We start from the raw sequence: 18,853 nt of genomic DNA on the forward strand, positions 1-18,853 counted from the left end.
GGCCGGGCGCGCCGCTAGGACCGGACGGTCAGCCAGAGGCCCGTCGCGGAGGCGTCGCGGTGGAACCTGAGGTGCCAGCAGCCCGCGCTCGGGAAGCGGTACACCAGCGTCCACTCGTCGCCGGGACGGTCGTAGGCGATCCCGCCCGGTGAAGGTCCGGACACCGCCGGGAGGTCGTCCACCCCGGGCCCGCGCGCGCTGAGCCGCAGGCCGCCGTGCCCGGTCACGCGCAGCGTGAGGCGGACGTCGCGGCCCGCCTTGAAGGGGACCTGGTCGGCGAGGGCCCAGAGGGTCGCGTTCCGGCCCGACCCCTCGACCTCGGGACGGCCATGCCAGGCGCCGACCGCCGACCCGGGTTTGCAGCCGCGATGCGAGTCGACGGTCACGACCCCGATCGGCTTGATCATCGAGCTCGCGGCCCCGTGCGCGCATCCGCCGAGCACGGCGGCCGAGCACGCCAGTCCCGCGCCCGCCGCGACGACGCCGCTCCTCATCACGTCTCGCCCCCGCTCGACGCTCCCGACCCTTCTCCTCACTGTCCGCCGCCGGCGCGCGTCCGTCCACCCTCGCGCCGACCCGGTCTATCCACCGGGCCACACCAGGCCGCCCCCACGGTGACCGGCGCCCCCAGGGCGGGCTGGGGGCGCCGGAGCCCGAGGGGCTAGGAGGGGAGTTCCTCGATGACCGAGACGCCCTGGGAGGCGTGGGGGCCGTAGCGTTCCCATTCCTCGCGGAGGCGGACGCGGCCGTCGGGCAGGAGCTCCGGGGTGGAGCGGACGCGGCCGCTGACCACGGTCGCGTCCGCGAGGACCTGGCAGTAGGCGAGGTCCAGGCTGTCGTCGTCGGAGCGGCGGCCGACCAGGTAGCCGCGGACGACCTGGCCGCCGTCGAAGTCGGCCCAGACGGTGTCGCCGTCCTGGTGGTAGCGGCCGACGGGGACGCCCCCGGCGGACGCGGTCTCGGCGGCGGACGAGCGGAACCGCCGTCCCTCGTAGTCGATGGGCACGCCGCTCACCCCCACACGACGCTGGGCGCGGCGTCGCGGACGGTGTAGACGTCCCGCTCGAACAGCGAGTTGATGATCGTCGCGGCGCGGACCGGGAGCAGGGTCAGGTTCGCGTCCGCGACGCCGTGCGTGTACCGGGCCCGGTTCTGCACGAAGATCTTGTTGCGGTCGGAGCCCTTCCAGCGCAGCGAGTAGTCCGAGTCGACGATCATCTCGCCGGTGTCGTCGTGGTCGATGAGCTCGGTCAGGGACGGCGCGAGCGGCGGCGGTGTGGCCGTGCGCCCGGTGGCGAGGACGACGTACCGGGCGGGCACCTTCTCGTGGCCGATCGGGGACGTCGCCGACAGGACGAACCCGTCGCCGTCGCGGTCGGCGGACGTGACGTCCCGGCCGGGCCGCATGGTGAGCGGGTACCGGTCCAGGCGCAGCATCCCGTCGTAGTTGGCCTGGTAGATGGACTGGAGGGCGCCGGGCGTGATCGCGTCGCCGGTGAGGGTCTGGCCCTCGATGAGCCGCCGCCGGGTCTCCCGCGTGACCTGCTGGAGGAACTCGACGTAGGCGGGACGGTAGAAGTCGTTGGCGGGCGGCGAGTCGTCCATGGGCTGGAACCAGGGCCGCCGGCCGAGCCAGGTGACGTCGGTGAAGCCGTGGCCGAGCAGCTCCAGGACGCATTCGGCGCCGGTCTGGCCGCCGCCGATGACCGAGACGGGCGCCTCGCGGTCCATGTCGGGGAGGCGGCCGGTGAGCTCCTCGGGGACGAAGGCGTCGTCGCCGACGATCCCGGACAGGCCCGGCGGGACGTACGGGACGCTGCCCAGGCCGAGGACGAGGTGGTCGGAGCGGGCGATCGTCCGTCCGCCGCTCTCGTACGAGAACCCGACCCCCTCCTCGAAGCCGATCTCGTCCACCGAGACGCCGTACTCGATCCCCTCGATCTGCTCGCTCGCCCACGCCAGGTAGCGCTGGTACTCGCGGCGCGGGATGACGTTGAACTGGGCGTTGATGAGCGCGTAGATGCGTCCGGACGAGACGAGGTAGTTGACGAACGACAGCCGGTGGGTGGGGTCGACGAGCGAGACCAGGTCCTTGAGCCAGGAGGTCTGCATGCGGACGCCGGACAGCAGCAGCCGCGGGTGCCAGGTGGAGACCGGGCGCCGCTCCAGCAGGACGAGCCGGTGCGGCGCGACGGCCTCGAACAGCGCGGCCAGGCTCAGGTTCGCCGGGCCGGCGCCGACGCCGACGGTGTGGTGGTGGGGGATGTCGATCTCGGACATGGGCGATGCCTCCTGAAGGGTCACGCGGGGGTGCGGAGCCGCAGAAGCTCTTCGGCGGCGGTACGGGACGCGGCGAGGGCGGTCTTCGCCGCGCCGCCGCTGCCGCCCGTGAAGGTCGACAGCCGCGGGGACGCGCCGGAGACCGGCCGGAGCCGCAGGCCGGGGTCGGGGTGGTAGCAGTCGGCGGCGACGACCGTCCGGACGGCCGGGCCGAGCCGCAGGCCGGGGAAGGTGACGCGGGCCAGCGCGGACGCGGCGTGCGCGAGCGCGGGCTCGGGCCAGCGGTCGTCGGGGTCGACGTCGTGGCGGTCGCTGGGCACGCCGAGCAGCAGGCCCTTGGCGTGGGGGCGTCCGTAGAGGCTGGTCGTCTCGTCCACGAACACGCGCGACGGGGGGTTCTCCGCGGCGTGCACCGTGTACTGGACGCGTTTGGTGCGCAGCCCGTCGCAGGGCAGGCCGAGCAGGGTGAGCAGGCCCGGCGTCCACGGCCCGGCGGCGAGGACGACCAGGTCGAAGGTGGTGGCGGCCATGGTCCCGGACGCGGTCCCGGCCGCGGCCCCGGCCGTGGTTCTGGACGTGCCGTGGCGCAGGGTGAGCGCGCCGTCCGGCTCCTCGGTGAGGCCGGTGACGGGCGCGGTCGTGCGGCGTCCGCCGATGCGCAGGAGGTCCGCGACGATCTCGCGGCGGAGCGCGCCCGGCGCCACGAACCCGGCGCGCCGTTCGACGACCGCGGGCGGGCGGTCGGGGAAGCCCGGCGCGTCCGCGAGGGAGGCCGACCCGGGCAGCGCCGCGCAGATCGCGGCCAGGTCGGACGGCAGCGGCGGCGGCCCGGCCTGGATGTACACCGAGCCGGTCTCCCGGTAGGCGGCCCAGCCGCGCAGCAGGCGGCTGCCGTACAACTCGGCGAGCGACGCGGTCGCCTCGGCGCGCAGCGCGGCGTCGGGCTCGAAGCCGCGGACGATCCCGCCGGACGCGGCGGTCGCGTCGGCGGGTTCGGGCGGGCCCGCGAGCTCGACCTCGGCGGTCCGGTCGGCGAGCCGCAGCCGCCAGGCGAGGAGCGCGCCCGCCAGGCCCGCGCCGACCACGCAGATCCTCATGAGGCGTCCCCGGACGGCTCCGCCGTGATCAGGGCGAGGAGGTCGCGCGCCCGCGGGTCGTCCCGCATCGGCAGGAGCAGGCGCGCGGCGAGCGCCGGGTCGAACCCGGACGGCGCGAGCGCGCGGCGGGCGCGCGTCAGGTCGGCCTCGGCGGACGGGACGCCCGTCTTGAACGCGTCGACCGTGAAGTCGCTCTCGTACCGGTCGGGACGGTCCTGCGCGAGGAACAGCCGGACGTCGCCCGCGTCCTGCTCGCCGAGGATGTCCAGCGCCCAGACGGCATGGTTCCGGCTGGTCGAGAACTTCAGGCCGTCCAGGCGGTAGAACTCGTTGACCGCGAGCCCGCGCAGGACGCCCGGCCTCACCCCGGCCGCCGCGAACACGGCCGGGATCAGCACGGCGTAGTAGAACGAGTTGTCGACGCCGTGGAAGTGCCACAGCTCGTCCACGCCGTTCCACACGGCGACGCAGTCGGCGAGCGTGCGGACGGACGGGTCCAGGGCGCGCGCGATCTTGTAGAGGTAGCCGAACGCCATCTCGACCCAGACGTCCAGGCGCAGACCGTGCAAGGGGCCGTTCGCGGGGCCGTCGAGGTCGACGCCCCAGTCGGTCGGGTAGGCGACGGGGACGGCGGGCAGGCCGTCCGGGAGCATCCGTCGGACGAGGTCGACCACGCGCGGGTGCATCTCGGCCCCGGCCCACGTGCGGGTCAGCTGGTCGCGGAGGTCTTCGAGGCGCAGCACGGGGACGCGCGCGGTGAACTCCTCCGGGACGGCGTCGCAGCAGGTCGAACGGGCTTCGCGGAGCGTCGCGGCGGTGTTGTAGGCCATGCACGCCTCGCATCCGCCGCCCGCCGCGCCCGCCCCGCACGTCCCGCAGAGACCGGCGACGTAGCCGTGGTGCATCGTCCGGCCGCAGTCCGGGCAGCGGTGGAGGACGGTGTCCTCTCCGCAGTCGAACAGCTCCCCGACGAGCCGCCGCATCGCGTCGCGGTAGTCGGCGTCCTGGAGAGGGTCGAGGAAGACGTCGTACTCGATCCGGGCCTGCGCGAACGCCGCCCGGACCTGGTCCGAATAGTCGCGCACGGCCTCGTCCACCGGACGGCCCAGCGCCTCGGCCTTGGCCAGGACGTAGTTCTGGTGGCTGTCCAGCCCGGACATCGTCAGGACGTCCGCGCCGGACGCGCGCAGCGCCCGCGCCGCGATGTCGCCCGCTACGTACGGCCCGCTCAGGTGCCCGACGTGCAGGGGACCGTTCGGCGTGGGCGGGGGCGTGGTGAGGACGATCCGCGTCGGCCGGGTCATTCGCCGGCCTCCTCGGGAGCGGCCTGCCCGGGCGGGGCGGCCTCCTCGGGCATCCAGTAGATGCTCAGCAGCACCAGCGGCTCGCTGTCCGAGCGGTTGTGGATCACGTGCGGCTCCCGGCTCGGCAGCAGGACGGCGGCGCCCTGCCCGGCCTCCGTCCGCTCGCCGGACCCGGGCGCCTCGTAGTCGGCGCTGCCGGACGCCACCACCGAGAGCTCCACCTCGGGGTGCTGGTCGCGCTCGCTGGACCCGCCCGGCGGGATCACGCACCACATGGCGTCGAAGGGCAGCTCGCGGTCGGCCGCGTACTGCGTCCACCGGCCGATGCGGATTCCGTATTCCTCGGTCAACCGGGCCGAGGAATATTGCAACTTCTCCATGCGATCTCCCGTTGAACGTCTTCCGAATCGAGGCGGCCGCCACGGAAGGGATTGTGACCCGGATAAGCCGTTTTCCCGGTGGCAGGAAGATGACAGGGGCCCCGCCGCGGCGGGCCTCGGGGATTCCCGCCCGAGCTGAACTGCCGCCATTCGCTTTCCGTGATGCGGACATCGCGAACCGCGACGAAATGAAACATTGACGGTCTCGATCGCGCCGGGGCACCATGCGGCGCAGTGCCCGGCGGGGCTGTGGCCGAGTCGCCGTGGACGCGTCGTTGATGACCGAGTCGAAGGGGACCCTGGAATGGATGTCCGTCCGCATCTGGCGCTGATCGCCACCGGCATGCAGGCGTGGCGCGAGTACCTCGTCGAGTCGATCGCGCGGGAGTACCGGATCCACCTGTTCGCCAAGTCCCGACCGTCCTGGGAGCTGGAGTACGTGGACGGCGTCACCGTGGTGAACACGCTGGAGCCCGACCTCGCGATCGCCGCCGCCCGCGCCGTCCACGACACCGATCCGTTCGACGGTGTCCTCTGCTGGGACGAGGCGCGGATCTGGCCCGCCGCCTGCGTCGCCGAGGCGCTCGGGCTGCCCGGCGTGTCCCCGGACGTCGTCGAGCGCTGCCGCGACAAGCACCTGTCGCGCACCGCGCTCGACGCCGCCGGCGTCCCGCAGCCCGCGTCCGTCGCGGTCGCGTCGCTGGAGGAGGCCGCGCGGGAGGCCGCCCGGATCGGCTACCCCGTCGTGGTGAAGCCGCGCGCGCTCGCCGCGTCCGTCGCGGTGATCGTGGTCGAGTCGGCGGACCTGCTCGCGGACGCCTACGAGCGGGTGCGCGGCACCACGCTGCCCGAGGTCGAGGAGTACGAGTACGGCGTCCTCGTCGAGGAGTGCCTGCGCGGCGAGGAGATCAGCATCGACTCGGCCGTGTTCGGCGGGAAGGTCGTCCCGCTGTACCTGGCGCACAAGCGGAAGGGCTACGAGCCGTTCTGCGAGGAGATCGGGCACGTCCTGCTCGCGGACGACCCGCTGCTGAGCGACCCCGCGCTGATCAAGGTGCTGGAGGACACGCACGCCGCGCTCGGCTTCCACACCGGCATGACCCACACCGAGGTGTTCCTCACCGAGACCGGCCCCCGGGTCGTCGAACTGAACGGCCGGCTCGGCGGCGACTTCATCCCCTACCTGGGCGGACGCGTCACCGGCATCGACGCCGGGCTCGCCGCCGCGGCCGTCGCCGTCGGCCGGGGGCCCGCGGTCGAACGCACCCGGACCGGGGCGGCCGCCGTCGAGTTCTTCTACCCGGAGGTCGCGACGGTGTTCGGCGCGCTCCGCGTGGACGAGGCGCTCCTGCACCCGGCCACCGACAAGGTCGTCCCGATCGCGCAGCCCGGTGAGCTGGTCGAACGCGCCGAGGACGGGTACATGTGGGCGCGCTACGCCGCCGCCCTGGCGATCGCGGACACCGAGGACGAGTGCCGTGCCGCGTTGGACGCCGCCGCCAAGGCGATCACGCTGGAGCCCGCTCCGCCCGGCACCGCGTCCGTCCCGGCGGGGCCCGCGATGTCGGGCGCGCCGTCCGAGCCGACACCCATGGCGTCCTGGCGCCGCGCCCCGGACGCGGGCGGACAGGCCGGCCCGGACGCGGGCGGACAGGCCGGTTCGGGCGGCGCCGCAGGGCGGGCCGGTTCGGACGGCGGCGGCGCCGGGAGCGCGGGGTGAGCGAGGGCGGGGCACGGCCGCCGGGGGTGTGGGAGACCTGGCGGGAGGCGCCGGTCCCGGTCCGGGCGGTCATCGCCGGGCTGCTCGTCAACCGGCTCGGCACGTTCGTGCAGGTCTTCCTCGTCCTGTACCTGACGCACCGGGGCTTCTCGGCGACGCAGGCCGGGATCGGGCTCGGCGTGTACGGGGCCGGGACGGTGCTCGGGCTGCTCGTCGGCGGCGGCCTCACCGACCGGATCGGGAGCCGCCTGACGATCGTCCTGTCCATGGCCGGGTCGGCGGTGCTGACGCTCGGCGTGCTGTACGCGCCGCAGTACTGGACGATCCTCGTCGCGCTGGCCCTGCTCGGCGCGGTCGCCCAGGTGTACCGGCCCGCCTCGGCGAACCTGCTCGCCGAGATGGTCCCGGACGAGCGGCAGGTCATGGTGTTCGCGATGCTGCGGCTCGCGCAGAACGTCGGCGCGACCGCCGCGCCGCTGTTCGGGTCGCTGCTGCTCGCGGCGTCCTACTCGCTGCTGTTCTGGGGCGAGGCCGTCGCGGCGCTGGTCTACGCGGTGATCGCCTACATGACGCTGCCGGACGGCCGCTCGTCCGCCGCCTCGGAGGGCGGCGCGGCGGACGGCGCGGAGGAGCCGGCGGCCGAGGTGCCGTCCGGCGGTTACCTCGCCGTGCTCGGGGACGTCCGCTACCTGCTGTTCCTGCTCGCCTTCCTGCTGAACTCGCTCATCTACGTGCAGTACCTCGCCGTCCTGCCGCTCGCCGTGAAGGCGGCCGGGCATCCGACCGTCGTGTACGGCTCGCTCGTCGCGCTGAACGGGTTCATCGTCATCGCGTGCGAGCTGCCCCTGACGAAGAAGACGCAGAGCCTGCCCGCCCGCGCCGTCGGCGTCGCCGGGCTCGCGCTGCTCGCGGGCGGCCTCGCCCTGTACTGGGTGCCGCTCGGCATCGCCGCGCTGGTCCTGGCCACGGTCGTGTGGTCGATGGGCGAGATCGTCGGCGGCCCGACCATGTTCGCCTACCCGGCCAAGGCCGCCCCGGACGGCCTGCGCGGCCGCTACCTGGGGTCGGCCCACGCCATGTTCGGCCTGGGCTCGGCGCTCGGGCCGGTGCTCGGCGTGGAGCTCTGGCACGCGGTCGGACGGCCCGTCTGGCTGTGGTGCGGAGCGATCGGCCTCGTCGCCGTGCTCGCCGCCCGCGCCGGAATGGTCGAAAAATCAACAGTGTCCGCCCCGGCCGAGAACAAACCTTCACCAAGCAATTCAAGAAATGAAAATATCACGGTTACGCATACGGGCGGTGACGCCCCGGTCGCGGCAGAGGACAATGCATAGAGAAATGAGCGTCCGCAGCCAAAGCGGACGGAAATTGTGTCTTATGGAGGGCATGGCAACCCCACCGCACCGCACGGCCGAGGCGCCCACCGGCGCCGAGGCCGGGACGCCCGGCTCCGGCGTCCTCCCCGACTGCCGGGTCGAGTACTTCGCCGCCCGGCCGACCGGACCGCCCGACGGCGCCCGCACGCGCCGTGACCTGGCCCTGCTGGACGACGGCATCCGGGTCCGGGTCCTCTATCCGCACTCCGTCCGCACCGACCCCGCCTTCCTCGGCTACGCGAGCATGCTCAGCGAGGCCGGGGGAGAGATCCGCACCGTCGACCGGCTGCCCGCGCCGGTCGCCGTCCTCGACCGCTCCGTGGCACTGCTCCCGGTGGGCCCGCCGGGGAGCGAACCCGTCGAGATCACCGCCGCCCCCGTCGTCGACCAGCTCCTCTGGACCCTCGCCTTCACCTGGGACCACGGCTGGCGCTGCCCCGACGCGGGCGAACCCGAGGAGCTGCGCACCGCGATCCTCGGCATGCTCGCCAACGGCGACAAGGACGAGACGGTCGCGCGGCGGCTCGGGATGTCCGTCCGCACCTGCCGCCGCCACGTCGCGTCCATCATGGCCGACCTCAACGCGGCGAGCCGCTTCCAGGCGGGGCTGCTCGCCGCCCGGGGCGGACTCCTCGGCCCGCCGCCGGAACCCTGACCGTCCACGGGGAGCACCGGCGCCACCGGTGACCCCGGCTGACCCCGCGCTCACACCGCTCCACCCCGGACGGACGGGACCGCCTCCGTCCTCGTGAACCCCCGCCCGCGAAGGTCCCGCCCGATTCGTCCGCACCCCGCCGGCGGTGGCCGCCTCCGTTGCCTCGTGGCCGCCGCTCCCCCGCTCCACCGACAGGGGCGCCCGCCGGAACCTCGGTTCCGGCGGGCGCTTTCGTCCTTCCCGGAACGTCCCGTATCGGTACGATCTGCGGGGCGGATTTCCCGAGACTGGAGGCGGAGTGCCGGACACGACGGCCGCGCTGCCGGGGGACCCGGGCACGGTGGGCCCCTACCGGCTGGAACGGCGACTCGGCACCGGCGGCCAGGGAACGGTCCACGTCGCGCGGGGTCCCGGCGGGCAGCGGGTGGCGATCAAACTGCTGCACCCGCACCTGGTCACCGACGAGCGGGCGCGCGGCCGGTTCCTCGGCGAGGTCGAGATCGCCAAGCGCGTCGCGCCGTTCTGCACCGCGCCGGTGCTCGACAGCGGCATCGACGGCGACCGTCCCTACATCGTCAGCGAGTTCGTGGACGGCCCGTCCCTGCACGCGTCGGTCCGGGCGCGCGGCCCGCGCTCGGGGGCCGCGCTGCACCGCCTCGCCGTCAACACCGCGTCCGCGCTCGCCGCGATCCACGAGGCGGGGGTCGTGCACCGCGACTTCAAGCCCGGCAACGTGCTGCTCGGCCCGGACGGCCCGGTCGTCATTGACTTCGGCGTCGCCCGCGCCCTGGACCTCAGCCAGTCCCTCACCACCAGCCAGGCCGTCGGCAGCCCCGCCTACATGGCCCCCGAGCAGATCGCGAACAAGGAGATCGGCCCGGCCGCCGACCTGTTCGCCTGGGCCGCCACCCTGCTCTACGCCGCCACCGGGCGGCGCGCGTTCCCCGGCGACTCCATCCCGGCCGTCATGCACGCCATCCTCCACGACGAACCCGACCTCCCGGACCTGGACCCGCAGCTCAGCGACCTCGTCCGCGCCTGCCTCGCCAAGGACCCCGCCGACCGTCCGGGAGCCGATGCCGTCCTGGCGTCCCTCCGCGGCCTGTCCCGCAGCGCGTCCGCACCGGCCCTGGCCCCCGTGCTGGACGAGTCGCCGATCACCGCGTCGGACGAGTCGTCGGTGACCGTGCAGGACGAGCCGTCCGCGCCCGGCCGGACCGCCGCGGACGCGCCGGTCCAGGAGACCGCGGCGGACACGCCCTCCCAGCGGACCGCCGACGCCTCAAGCGCCGAGACCGCCCTGGACGCGAAGCGGCCGAAGCGTTCTCGACGTCGTGCCGTCCTGCTGGTCGGTGCGGTCGCCGCCCTGGTCGCCGTGACGTCGGGCGCGGCCTACATGGCCGGGACGGCGGGGGACTCGGGAGGCCGCCACCACGCCACGTCCGGGCAGGCGGGGGCCGGTGCGGTGGGGACCGGGCCGCTCACGAGCGGGACGGCGTCCACGCCCACGACGCCGGGCACGCCGAAGAAGACGCCGTCGGGGGCCTCGTCCGCGTCCCATGCCCCGGTGTCCTCGCCCGGTTCCCCGGATGGTCGTCCGTCCCAGACGCCGAGAAAGACCGCGCAGCCCACCAAGAGCAGCGGCAGTGGCGGCGGTGGTGGTGGCGGTTCCAAGCCCAAGGGCGGAACGAAGACGCTGGGAACCGTGAACTCGAACGACATGAACCGCTACTGCAACGCGAAGGGCATGGCCTACGCGACGCAGCAGGGCGCCTCTTACTACTGCACCATCCCGGGAGCGACCCCGGTCACCTGGGGCGACGTCTGCAAATGGCGGTTCCCGGGGCATTCGCCGATCTTCGCCGACGGCACGACCTGCAAGACCACGTCCTGATCCCGGAACGGGGGAACGCCCTCACAGCGGGCACTGTGAGGGCGTTCCCGTCGGGTTCTAGTACTTGGTGGAGATGGTCACGCCGCTGAAGCCGGTGTTGGCGTAGAGGCTGACGTAGTTGTAGCCGCCGCCGTTCAGGCCGGTGACGGTCAGGGACTCGGAGTTCCCCGAATTGGTGGACTTGGAGGTGTAGGCGCCGGTCGTCGCCCAGCTGGTCGGGTTGTAGTAGAGGTCGGCGTTTCCGCTACCGCCGGACGTCGTGATGGTGAGGCTGCTCGTCCCGGCCGGGACGTACAGGTAGAAGTAGGCGTAGTTCCCGGCGGTCGCGGAGATCCCGGTGCGCTGGCAGTCCTTGCCGAGGGTGCGCGTGTCGGTCCCGTCGCAGGTCGTGCCGCCGCCGGGCGGGGTGCCGCCACCGCCGGAGAGGGAGTCCAGCCAGGTGGTGAACTCGCTGTCGTAGTTCAGGGACTTGGTGAAGTTGTAGGCGTCGTCGTACTTTCCGGCGCGGTAGGAACCGAGCAGGCGCGTGACGTCCGCCGGGTGCTTCTCGAACATGAACCGGACCGCCAGGTAGCCCCAGTGGTAGGTGCGGTTCACATTGGTGTTGTCGTAGGTGGTGTCGAAGAGCGTGCTCAGCGCGTAGGTGTGGTTCTTGGCCTCGTTGAGCGCGTCGGTGTAGTCGAGCTTCCGGTACGAGTAGGAGACGTACTCCGCGACGCCCTCGACCCACCAGATGTCGGGCTTGACGGTCGAGGCGTTGAAGTCGCCGTACTGGTCGTAACGTCCGTCGAGGTAGTGCGTGTACTCGTGGTTGAGGTTCCAGATGCGGGCCGCGAAGCCGTTGTCGTCGGACCGCTGGTAGGCGATGAACCGCGGGGTGTTCGTCTGGGACGACGGGTCGCCCTCGAGGTACATCCCGCCGTTGTTGGTGTCGATGCCGAAGATGACGCCGGCGTAGGTCTGGTAGTCGTCCGGTGAATGGAAGACGACCACTTCCATGTTGGAGTTGTAGTCGTTGGCGACGGGGTTTCCGCCGTCGTTCACGAGGGTGTGGAAGTAGGCGTTCTGGTTGAGCATGCTCGTGCAGGCGGCGTTCGCCTCGTCCGAGGTGAGGGCCTGGGCGATGATGTGGAGGACGTTCGCGCTGCACGTGTAGCTCTGCGTCAGGACGGCCTGCTTGACGCGGTTGGACAGGTCACAGGTGCCGTAGTACGAGCAGTTCGAGTCGTCGTAACCGCTGGTGACGTCGGCGACCCGGACCCACAGCGCCGCGGTGGTGCCGGTGATGGAGCTGCTGTCGAGCAGGCTCTTGATGAGCGGCCGCACCTTGCTCTGCAACCCCGCGTACTGGACGAACCGGGCGGTCTCGCCGCCCGCGTTCGACTCCAGGAACGCCGAGGCGGTGCCGAGCAGGTTCACGTGGTCGCGGGCGAAGCCGTAGACCGCGTCGACGATGCTCGGGTCGGCCTGCACGGCCTCCGGGTATCCGGTGACCCACTGGCCGCGGAACAGCACCGTGTAGACGTTGTTCACCGCGTTCCTCATGTACCAGGACGCGTCGTACGCGCTGTTGTACGCGGCGAGCAGGCGCTTCACCACGTACAGGTAGCGGGCGTTCTCCGAGGAGCTGTCGATCAGGATGACCGCCTCGCCCAGGATCTCGCCGTTCGCGTCGCTGACCGTGCCCGACGCCGAGTTGGCGTAGAACGCGTCCAGCGCGCCCTCGGTGGCGGTGGCCAGCGTCTTCGTGTACTGGCCGACCGTTCCGGGGTTGTAGTACTGCACGTAGTAGCCCGCCCGGAGGAACAGGACGAGCTGCTCGGTGCTGGTCGCGTTCGTCCCGTCATAGGACGAGGCGTTGCCGCGCAGCGCGTTCGCGATCGTGACCATCTGCGCCTCGCGGAAGGCGCCGTACTGGTCCTGCCCGGTGATCGAGAACAGGCTGTTGATGCAGTCGACCGACGCCGCCTTCACGGCGTTGACCAGGGCGGTTCCGGTGTTCCCGGTGAAGTCCGACACCGAGCAGGAGGCCGCGGTGAGGGTCGGTGCGACCGGCTTGAGGAGCTTCTTGGGGGCCTTGGCGAGGGACGGCGTGAGCGGGGCGCGGAGCTTGGCGCCCTTCCGCACGTTCATCTCGTCCGGCTTGACCAGCCTGGTCGCGCCGGAGATCTCGCGGTCGTGGTGGACGGGAGCGGGTTTGGCGGGTGTGGGAGCGGGGGCGGCGAGGGCGGGGGCGCCCATGCCTCCTGCCGCGATGGCGACGGTGGCCAGGAGCGTGGTCACCCATCGGCGTGCGGACATGGCCAGCTTCTCCTCTGAACGGGGGGAGTGGAGAGTTGGACGAGACCGGCCGGTCTTGTGTGGACGGCTGTAAAATGTCACATACGACATGTCCTAACAAGGCCCAATTCATGGGCCGTTCACGGACCTGTGTGCCGGCACCGAGCGTGAGCGCCCCGGCGCGTCGCGCGAACGCGACATGACGCGTTCCGGGGCGTTCCGTGAGAAGGTCGCCGGATCCCCTCGCGTCAATGGCGAATCTCGCCGAAAAGTGCGCGCTTTTTGACGGGGACTGTAATTAGGGACGCGATGTATAAGAGAGGAGATCAAACCCCCCGTTTCAGGAGTGCCCCATGCGCGTCCCCCGCCTGCTCGCGTTCTCCGCCGGTACCGCCGCCATGGTCGGCGCGACCCTGCTCACCTCCGGGACGGCGCACGCCGCCGGCCAGAACTACGTCGCGCTCGGCGACTCCTACTCCGCCGGCGTCGGCGCCGGGTCCTACGACTCCTCCAGCGGCTCCTGTTCGCGCAGCACCAAGGCGTACCCGCAGCTCTGGGCCAACGCGAACGGCCCGTCGTCGTTCAGCTTCGTCGCCTGCTCCGGCGCGACGACCGACACGGTGACCAGCGGCCAGCTGGGGGCCCTGAACTCCTCGACCACGCTCGCCAGCATCACGGTCGGCGGCAACGACGCCGGGTTCGCCAACGTCATGCAGACGTGCGTGCTGAACTCCGACTCGACCTGTCTGACGGCGGTCAATAACGCGAAGACCTACGCGCAGAACACGCTTCCCGGAAAGCTCGACACGCTCTACGGGTCGATGCGTTCCAAGGCCCCGTCCGCGAAATTCGTGGTGCTCGGATACCCGCACCTTTACTACATGAACGGCGGGATCTGCATCGGCCTGAGCAACACCAAGCGGACCGCCCTGAACTCCGCCGCGGACGCGCTCGACAGCACGATCTCGGCCGCCTCGTCCCGCGCCGGGTTCACGTTCTCCGACGTCAGGCCCATCTTCAACACCCACGAGCTCTGCTCGGGCGACGACTGGCTGAACTCGGTCACGATCCCGATCGGGAACTCCTACCACCCGACCGCGCTCGGCCAGTCCAGCGGCTACCTGCCCGGATTCAAGAACGGCGTCGCCGCGTTCAAGTAGGCGCCGGCACTTTTCGGGCACGCTGAACTGCGCTGACCTGACGTCCGGAAGTGGCGTCCAGGATGCGGCCCCGCGCCTGAAGCCGTCAGCCCCTCGGATCCCCGAGGGGCTGACGGCTTTCCTGCCCGAACCGTCGATCGGTGGATCAGACGGCGCCCTCGAGGCAGCGGGAGCGGAGATGCGCCAGGGCGGTCTCGACACGGGTCATGGTCTTGCGGATGTGCGGCAGGTTCACCGGATCGGCGCTCGCCAGCGCGGCCGTCTGGTCCTCGACCGTGGGGCCGTAGAGCATGCTCGTCGCCGCCCGGAAGCGCAGGGCGTCCGGGTCGTCGCCGAGCAGGTGACCAGAGAAGACGGCGATGTCGTACTCGTCGAAGAGGAACCTCTGGAGCGACCGTGAGTCGGTGACGCCCAGCGCGGCGAGCGGCGTCCGCATCGGCTCGAAGTCGGGATAGACGTAGAAGGCTCCGGTGGGCGGACGGCACAGCGCTCCCGCGCCGACCATGACGGAGTGCATCGCGCGGGCGACGGCGCCGTGCAGCCGGGCGCTCGCCTCCAGCCGCTGCCTGACATCGGGCGGGTCACCGAACGCGTAGTCGGCGGCCTCCTGCATCGGGTGGGCCAGCGTCGACCACACCTCGCTGGCCACCGCCATGACGCCCGCCTGGATCCGGTCGCCGCGTTCGCCCACCGGGAACCGGGCCGCGCCGATGCGCCAGCCGCCGAGTGCGAGGCTCTTGGAGAGGCCGGTGGTGACGACCGTCCGGTGCGGGACGATCTCGGCGGGGCTGAGCAGCTCGGTTCCGGGATCGTGGATGATGTCGCGGTAGATCTCGTCGGAGACGACGATGAGGTCCTCGTCCTCGGCGATCGCGCACACCGCCCGCACGGTCTCGGGCGAGGCGACCGTGCCCGTCGGCGTGTCGGGGACGGTGAGGATCATGAGGCGCGGGTCGAGGCCGCGCGCGCGGGCCGTCCGGATCGCGGCCCGCAGCGCGAGCGGATCCGGGACGCCGCCGTACCTGCGCGTGATGGGCACGCTGATCGGGGTCTTGCCCGCGAGGCGCGCCTGCGGCGCGTAGCTGTTCCAGCAGGGCTGCGGCAGGATGCAGTCGCCGGGGACGGCGTGCTGGACGGCCATGAGGAGCGGTTTGCTGCCGGGTGCGACGATGACCCGTTCGGGGTCGGTGGGCAGGCGGCGGCGTCCGAAGTATCCGGCGGCCGCGTCGCGGACGGCCTGCGTTCCGGCGACCGGTCCGTAGGTGGTCTGGTAGGCCGCGGCCGACAGCAGCTCGGCGAGCGACTCCATGAGTGGCAGCCGGGACTCCCCGAACGCCAGGTTCAGGATGTCGGCGCCGGCGGCGTTCAGCCGGTCCACGACCTGGTTGAACTTCAGGTTGGGAGCCATGCGCGAGCGGATCATCGCTCGGTCTCTCCTTCTGCCGCGGTCAGCCTCGGCGGCTGACGTCAGGGTCGTGAGTCGGCACGGGACATGACCGTGCCGCGACGCGGGCCCCGGGCGGGTTGTGGACCGCCGCGGCGCGCGCCGCGGGACGGTCAGCGCTCCCGGGCCTCGGTGACGTCCGCGAGATAGCGGACGACGTCGGTGAACCGGCCGCGCTCCTCGAAGACCTTGCGCTGCCGGTGCGCGCCGCAGCCGTCCCGGCGCAGCCGGGCGAGGGTGGCGTCGACGTAGTCGAGGTCGCCGGCCTCGCGCAGCTCGTCGTCCAGGTGGACGACGAGGTCGTCGAGCAGGGCGTGGGCCGGGACGAGTTCGGCGGTGCGCGGGTCGAGGGCCTGTCCTTCGAGGCCGTCCCGCGCGGCGCGCCAGCGGGCCGGCGCGAGGACCTCGTCCCGGACGGCGGGGACCGGCAGTCCCTGCTCGTGCGCCCGCAGCGACGCCTTCACCAGCGCGCGCGCCAGGACGGCTTGCAGGACGGCCTCCTCGACGCTCATCGCCACGTCGGGCGCGCGGATCTCGAGCGTCGGCCACGTCATGGACGGCCGGGCGTCCCAGTAGACCATCTTCGCGTCCATGATCGTCCCGGTGGAGATCAGCGTCTCCAGGGACTCCAGGTAGCGCTCGGGCGTGCGCATGCGCGGCGGGATGCCGGAGCAGGGCCACACCGAGCCCGCGACCGTGCGCCAGCTGGCGTGGCCGGTGTCGGCGCCGTCCTTGAACGGCGAGTTGGCGCCGAGCGCGATGAGCGTGGGCAGCCAGGGCCGCAGGTGGTCGGCGGCGCGCACCGCCTCGTCCAGGTCGAGCGTCCCGACGTGGACGTGGCAGCCGCAGTCGACGAACGTGTCGGTCATCTCGCCGAAGCGGGCGCGCTGGACGTGCCGGCGCGGCTCGTCGGCGAGGACGGGCTCGTCGAGCCTGCGGAGCACGGGCGTGCCGCTGGCGACGAGCCGGCATCCGCGGGCGGCGGCGGCCTCGGTGAAGCCGCGCCGCAGCCGCAGCAGCTGGCCGTGCATCTCGTCGGCGGTGCGGGCGATGGGGCTCGCCGATTCCACCTGGAACCGGGTGGCCTCCATGTGCATGGTCCCGCTGCCGTCGTCCGCGTCGGCCAGCACCGTCGCCGCCTTGGCGGCCAGTTCGAAGGTGCGGGCGTCGACGAGAAGGAACTCCTCTTCCACCCCCAAAGTCAGCAGGGATCGTGTCGACGGCGGACTCACGGGCGCGGGTCTGACACCTGGCGTGGCCACTGCTCCTCCACTTGGGTTCGGAGGGGCCGTGCGGGCCCCGGAGCCCCCTCGCGGGGGCATGGACCGAACTCACACCCCTATTCATCACCAGATGCGCATAAATCCTCACTTACTGTTATGTGATGCTTTCGCCCATACGGCCGGCCGGTCAGTGCCGCGGGGCCTTCCACCAGGGGCTCGTCACGCGCAGGTCCCGCTCGACGTTGGTGACGCAGTGGATGTCGCCGCCCGCGGTGCCGATGTGGTGGGCGTAGTCCCAGTCCTCGATCCAGCGGACGTGGACGCCGACCTTCCCCAGCGCCCGCTCGGTGGCCTGCTGGAAGAGATCCGTTCCGTCCTTCCGCGGACCGTGCTGGGCGGGCGCGAGGTAGCCGCGCGCCCCGGTTCCGGTGCCGACGCCGTTGGCGGCGTCCGGCAGGTAGGTGACCGTGAGGTCGTTACGCGGGTAGCCGTCGGGCAGGGCGAGCTTGGTGAACAGCGCCGGGACGCGGACGATGTCCTTCTCGGTGATCCCCGCCTTCTCGCGGAGCTGCAGCAGGGCCTTGTCGACGCCCTGGCCCGCGATGCGCGTGCCGTCCACCAGCGACGGTTCGCGCAGCGCCTCGGACACCGTCATGTTCGGGTGGTCGGTCTTCGACGCGGCGACGCCCTCGACGAGCCGCCGCCCTCCGCCGCCGCTCTTCGCGAGGTCCTTGAGGATGTCCATGCCCAGGCGCGGATCGGCGACGACCATGGCCCAGCCCCGGCCGGTGCGCGCGGGGACGAAGTGCATGAACTCGTCGATGTGCCCGACGCCGAGCCACGTGGTGTCCACGGAGATCGGGTCCTGGTAGCCCTGGGCGGCGAGCATCCTGGTGAACGTCGGGTCGGGGGTGAACTTCCCCTCGCCGCCGTAGACGATCCGTCCGGTGGGGTACTCGGGGGTCGGCGGGATCGTCCCCATGTTGCCGGTCGAACCGGCCGACCCGTAGTAGAGGTTGTCGTCCGGAGTGTCGACACGCGTCCCGTCGAACTGCTGGACCCCGGCCACCCCCGGGCCGCGCAGCATCGTGAACACCGGACGGGACGCGTCGCGCAGCGGACGGTCGCGTGAGGGGAAGTTCGGCGTGACCGCGGGCGACCTGAGCCTCACCGCGATGCGGTGCTCGGCCCCGCCCGGCCCCGGCATCGAGGCGTAGGCGGTCTTGTACATGTCGCCCATCCACCGGTCCCCGCCGGACGGCGACTCGACGAACCGGCTCCGCAGGCCGTCCGCGTCGAGGGCGCGCCGCAGGTCACGCCGGTATTCGGCCGACCCCACCATGGACCTGGAGGGAGCCTTCAGCCCCTCCAGGGTCTCGGGCGCCTTCGGGTTCGCGACGACCGCCCGCTTCAGCGGCATGAGGTCGTTCTCGAAGAGCACCGGCGCGACGCGCAGCCGCACGCGGTCGGTCCGCGTGGCGCCCCGGTCGGCGACGGTCAGCGTGAGGTCGGTGAACCCCGACCAGACGGCGGGGTCGCGGACGATGTCGCGCGCCTCGATCGCGAGCCGCACGCCCCGGCGCAGCTCGTCCGCGTGCAGGACGCCGTCCGCGCCGAGCGCGACGAACCTCCCCTTGCGCTCGACGAAGACGCGGACCTTGTCACGGGAACGCGCGTCCGGGAGCAGCGTCCCCTTCGCCGAGCCGGACACGCCGCGGATCGCCGGGATCTCCAGCCGCGCGAGGTCGGCGAGGTCGGCCGCGCCGTTCACCACGTCGTCGGACGCGTCGTTGCACCCGGCGAGCGCGGCGTCGCTGAGCCGCGCGCCGTCCTTGGCCGAGGACGAGCAGCGGGACCGGTCGTCGTCCAGGTTCGGCAGCATGATGGCGCCGCGGGCGGCGGTCCAGGAGCCCCGCCCCTTGTCGTCGGCGGGTGTCAGGCGGCCGTCGCGGTCGGTGTCGGCGCGCAGCAGGACCCGCGACGGCGTCCCGGTCGGCGCGGGCACGGTCGGCGCGGGCACGGCCAGCGCGGGCGCCGCCGTCC

15 protein-coding genes are annotated in these 18,853 nt (G+C 72.5%); 5 read left to right on the forward strand and 10 right to left on the reverse strand.

All coding sequences use genetic code 11. The annotated features are described in order from the left end of the window. Positions 1-14: 14 nt before the first annotated feature. The 6 genes from EBO15_RS03025 to EBO15_RS03050 form a co-directional block, all read right to left on the reverse strand. Positions 15-494: a hypothetical protein gene (locus EBO15_RS03025; protein WP_122192722.1), complete on the reverse strand. Its 480-nt coding sequence runs from the start codon at positions 492-494 to the stop codon at positions 15-17. A 167-nt stretch (positions 495-661) separates the two neighbouring features. Beyond that, positions 662-1,006 (reverse strand): hypothetical protein, encoded by a 345-nt coding sequence (locus EBO15_RS03030; RefSeq protein ID WP_122192755.1) that lies wholly within the window; start codon positions 1,004-1,006, stop codon positions 662-664. Between the two features lie 5 nt (positions 1,007-1,011). After that, positions 1,012-2,280, reverse strand: a complete 1,269-nt coding sequence (locus EBO15_RS03035; protein WP_122192723.1) for a lysine N(6)-hydroxylase/L-ornithine N(5)-oxygenase family protein — start codon at positions 2,278-2,280, stop codon at positions 1,012-1,014. 20 nt (positions 2,281-2,300) lie between these two features. Continuing rightward, entirely contained in the window at positions 2,301-3,377 is a 1,077-nt protein-coding gene (locus tag EBO15_RS03040) for an FAD-dependent oxidoreductase (RefSeq protein ID WP_122192724.1), read from the reverse strand. Further along, a complete protein-coding gene (locus EBO15_RS03045; protein WP_122192725.1) occupies positions 3,374-4,681 on the reverse strand; it encodes a class I tRNA ligase family protein in 1,308 nt (435 codons plus the stop codon). Before EBO15_RS03045 ends, EBO15_RS03040 begins: the two co-directional genes overlap by 4 nt. Next, complete coding sequence (locus EBO15_RS03050; RefSeq protein ID WP_122192726.1) at positions 4,678-5,061, reverse strand: cupin domain-containing protein; 384 nt, start codon at positions 5,059-5,061, stop codon at positions 4,678-4,680. The genes EBO15_RS03045 and EBO15_RS03050 overlap by 4 nt, the downstream gene beginning before the upstream one ends. A gap of 304 nt (positions 5,062-5,365) precedes the next feature. Here EBO15_RS03050 and EBO15_RS03055 point away from each other — a divergent pair, with 304 nt between their 5' ends. The 4 genes from EBO15_RS03055 to EBO15_RS03070 all read left to right on the forward strand — a co-directional run bounded on the left by EBO15_RS03055 (position 5,366) and on the right by EBO15_RS03070 (position 10,703). Continuing rightward, a complete protein-coding gene (locus EBO15_RS03055) occupies positions 5,366-6,781 on the forward strand; it encodes an ATP-grasp domain-containing protein (protein WP_122192727.1) in 1,416 nt (471 codons plus the stop codon). Next, positions 6,778-8,112, forward strand: a complete 1,335-nt coding sequence (locus tag EBO15_RS03060) for an MFS transporter (protein ID WP_122192728.1) — start codon at positions 6,778-6,780, stop codon at positions 8,110-8,112. The genes EBO15_RS03055 and EBO15_RS03060 overlap by 4 nt, the downstream gene beginning before the upstream one ends. Before the next feature lie 52 nt (positions 8,113-8,164). Then, the gene (locus EBO15_RS46710) at positions 8,165-8,809 is read left to right on the forward strand and encodes a helix-turn-helix transcriptional regulator (protein ID WP_267898375.1); all 645 of its coding nucleotides are present in this window, start codon (positions 8,165-8,167) and stop codon (positions 8,807-8,809) included. A 298-nt stretch (positions 8,810-9,107) separates the two neighbouring features. Beyond that, positions 9,108-10,703 (forward strand): serine/threonine-protein kinase, encoded by a 1,596-nt coding sequence (locus EBO15_RS03070; protein WP_158628112.1) that lies wholly within the window; start codon positions 9,108-9,110, stop codon positions 10,701-10,703. Positions 10,704-10,760: 57 nt separating this feature from the next. Here EBO15_RS03070 and EBO15_RS03075 read toward each other — a convergent pair whose 3' ends face one another. Next, the gene (locus EBO15_RS03075; RefSeq protein WP_158628113.1) at positions 10,761-13,004 is read right to left on the reverse strand and encodes a M9 family metallopeptidase; all 2,244 of its coding nucleotides are present in this window, start codon (positions 13,002-13,004) and stop codon (positions 10,761-10,763) included. Positions 13,005-13,336: 332 nt separating this feature from the next. On the opposite strand from EBO15_RS03075, the gene EBO15_RS03080 reads away from it, so the two are divergent. Continuing rightward, positions 13,337-14,143: an SGNH/GDSL hydrolase family protein gene (locus EBO15_RS03080; protein ID WP_122192731.1), complete on the forward strand. Its 807-nt coding sequence runs from the start codon at positions 13,337-13,339 to the stop codon at positions 14,141-14,143. 145 nt (positions 14,144-14,288) lie between these two features. On the opposite strand, the gene EBO15_RS03085 is transcribed toward EBO15_RS03080, so the two are convergent. From EBO15_RS03085 to EBO15_RS03095, 3 genes are all read right to left on the reverse strand, one after another. Next, the gene (locus EBO15_RS03085) at positions 14,289-15,566 is read right to left on the reverse strand and encodes a pyridoxal phosphate-dependent aminotransferase (RefSeq protein WP_122192732.1); all 1,278 of its coding nucleotides are present in this window, start codon (positions 15,564-15,566) and stop codon (positions 14,289-14,291) included. A 134-nt stretch (positions 15,567-15,700) separates the two neighbouring features. Then, positions 15,701-16,909 (reverse strand): carboxylate-amine ligase, encoded by a 1,209-nt coding sequence (locus EBO15_RS03090; RefSeq protein WP_122192733.1) that lies wholly within the window; start codon positions 16,907-16,909, stop codon positions 15,701-15,703. 88 nt (positions 16,910-16,997) lie between these two features. Continuing rightward, on the reverse strand, positions 16,998-18,853 hold a 1,856-nt coding region (locus EBO15_RS03095), incomplete at its 5' end, for a protein-arginine deiminase family protein (RefSeq protein ID WP_147481361.1).

It is taken from the genome of Actinomadura harenae, assembly GCF_003696215.1.
GTDB lineage: Bacteria > Actinomycetota > Actinomycetes > Streptosporangiales > Streptosporangiaceae > Spirillospora > Spirillospora harenae.

Bases quoted from the DNA above. Each gene is read 5' to 3' on its own strand.
- EBO15_RS03090 (WP_122192733.1), bottom strand. From the start codon at position 16,909: ATGCCCCCGCGAGGGGGCTCCGGGGCCCGCACGGCCCCTCCGAACCCA.
- EBO15_RS03045 (WP_122192725.1), bottom strand. From the start codon at position 4,681: ATGACCCGGCCGACGCGGATCGTCCTCACCACGCCCCCGCCCACGCCG.
- EBO15_RS03040 (WP_122192724.1), bottom strand. From the start codon at position 3,377: ATGAGGATCTGCGTGGTCGGCGCGGGCCTGGCGGGCGCGCTCCTCGCC.
- EBO15_RS03055 (WP_122192727.1), top strand. From the start codon at position 5,366: ATGGATGTCCGTCCGCATCTGGCGCTGATCGCCACCGGCATGCAGGCG.
- EBO15_RS46710 (WP_267898375.1), top strand. From the start codon at position 8,165: ATGGCAACCCCACCGCACCGCACGGCCGAGGCGCCCACCGGCGCCGAG.
- EBO15_RS03085 (WP_122192732.1), bottom strand. From the start codon at position 15,566: ATGATCCGCTCGCGCATGGCTCCCAACCTGAAGTTCAACCAGGTCGTG.
- EBO15_RS03050 (WP_122192726.1), bottom strand. From the start codon at position 5,061: ATGGAGAAGTTGCAATATTCCTCGGCCCGGTTGACCGAGGAATACGGA.
- EBO15_RS03025 (WP_122192722.1), bottom strand. From the start codon at position 494: ATGAGGAGCGGCGTCGTCGCGGCGGGCGCGGGACTGGCGTGCTCGGCC.
- EBO15_RS03080 (WP_122192731.1), top strand. From the start codon at position 13,337: ATGCGCGTCCCCCGCCTGCTCGCGTTCTCCGCCGGTACCGCCGCCATG.
- EBO15_RS03075 (WP_158628113.1), bottom strand. From the start codon at position 13,004: ATGTCCGCACGCCGATGGGTGACCACGCTCCTGGCCACCGTCGCCATC.
- EBO15_RS03035 (WP_122192723.1), bottom strand. From the start codon at position 2,280: ATGTCCGAGATCGACATCCCCCACCACCACACCGTCGGCGTCGGCGCC.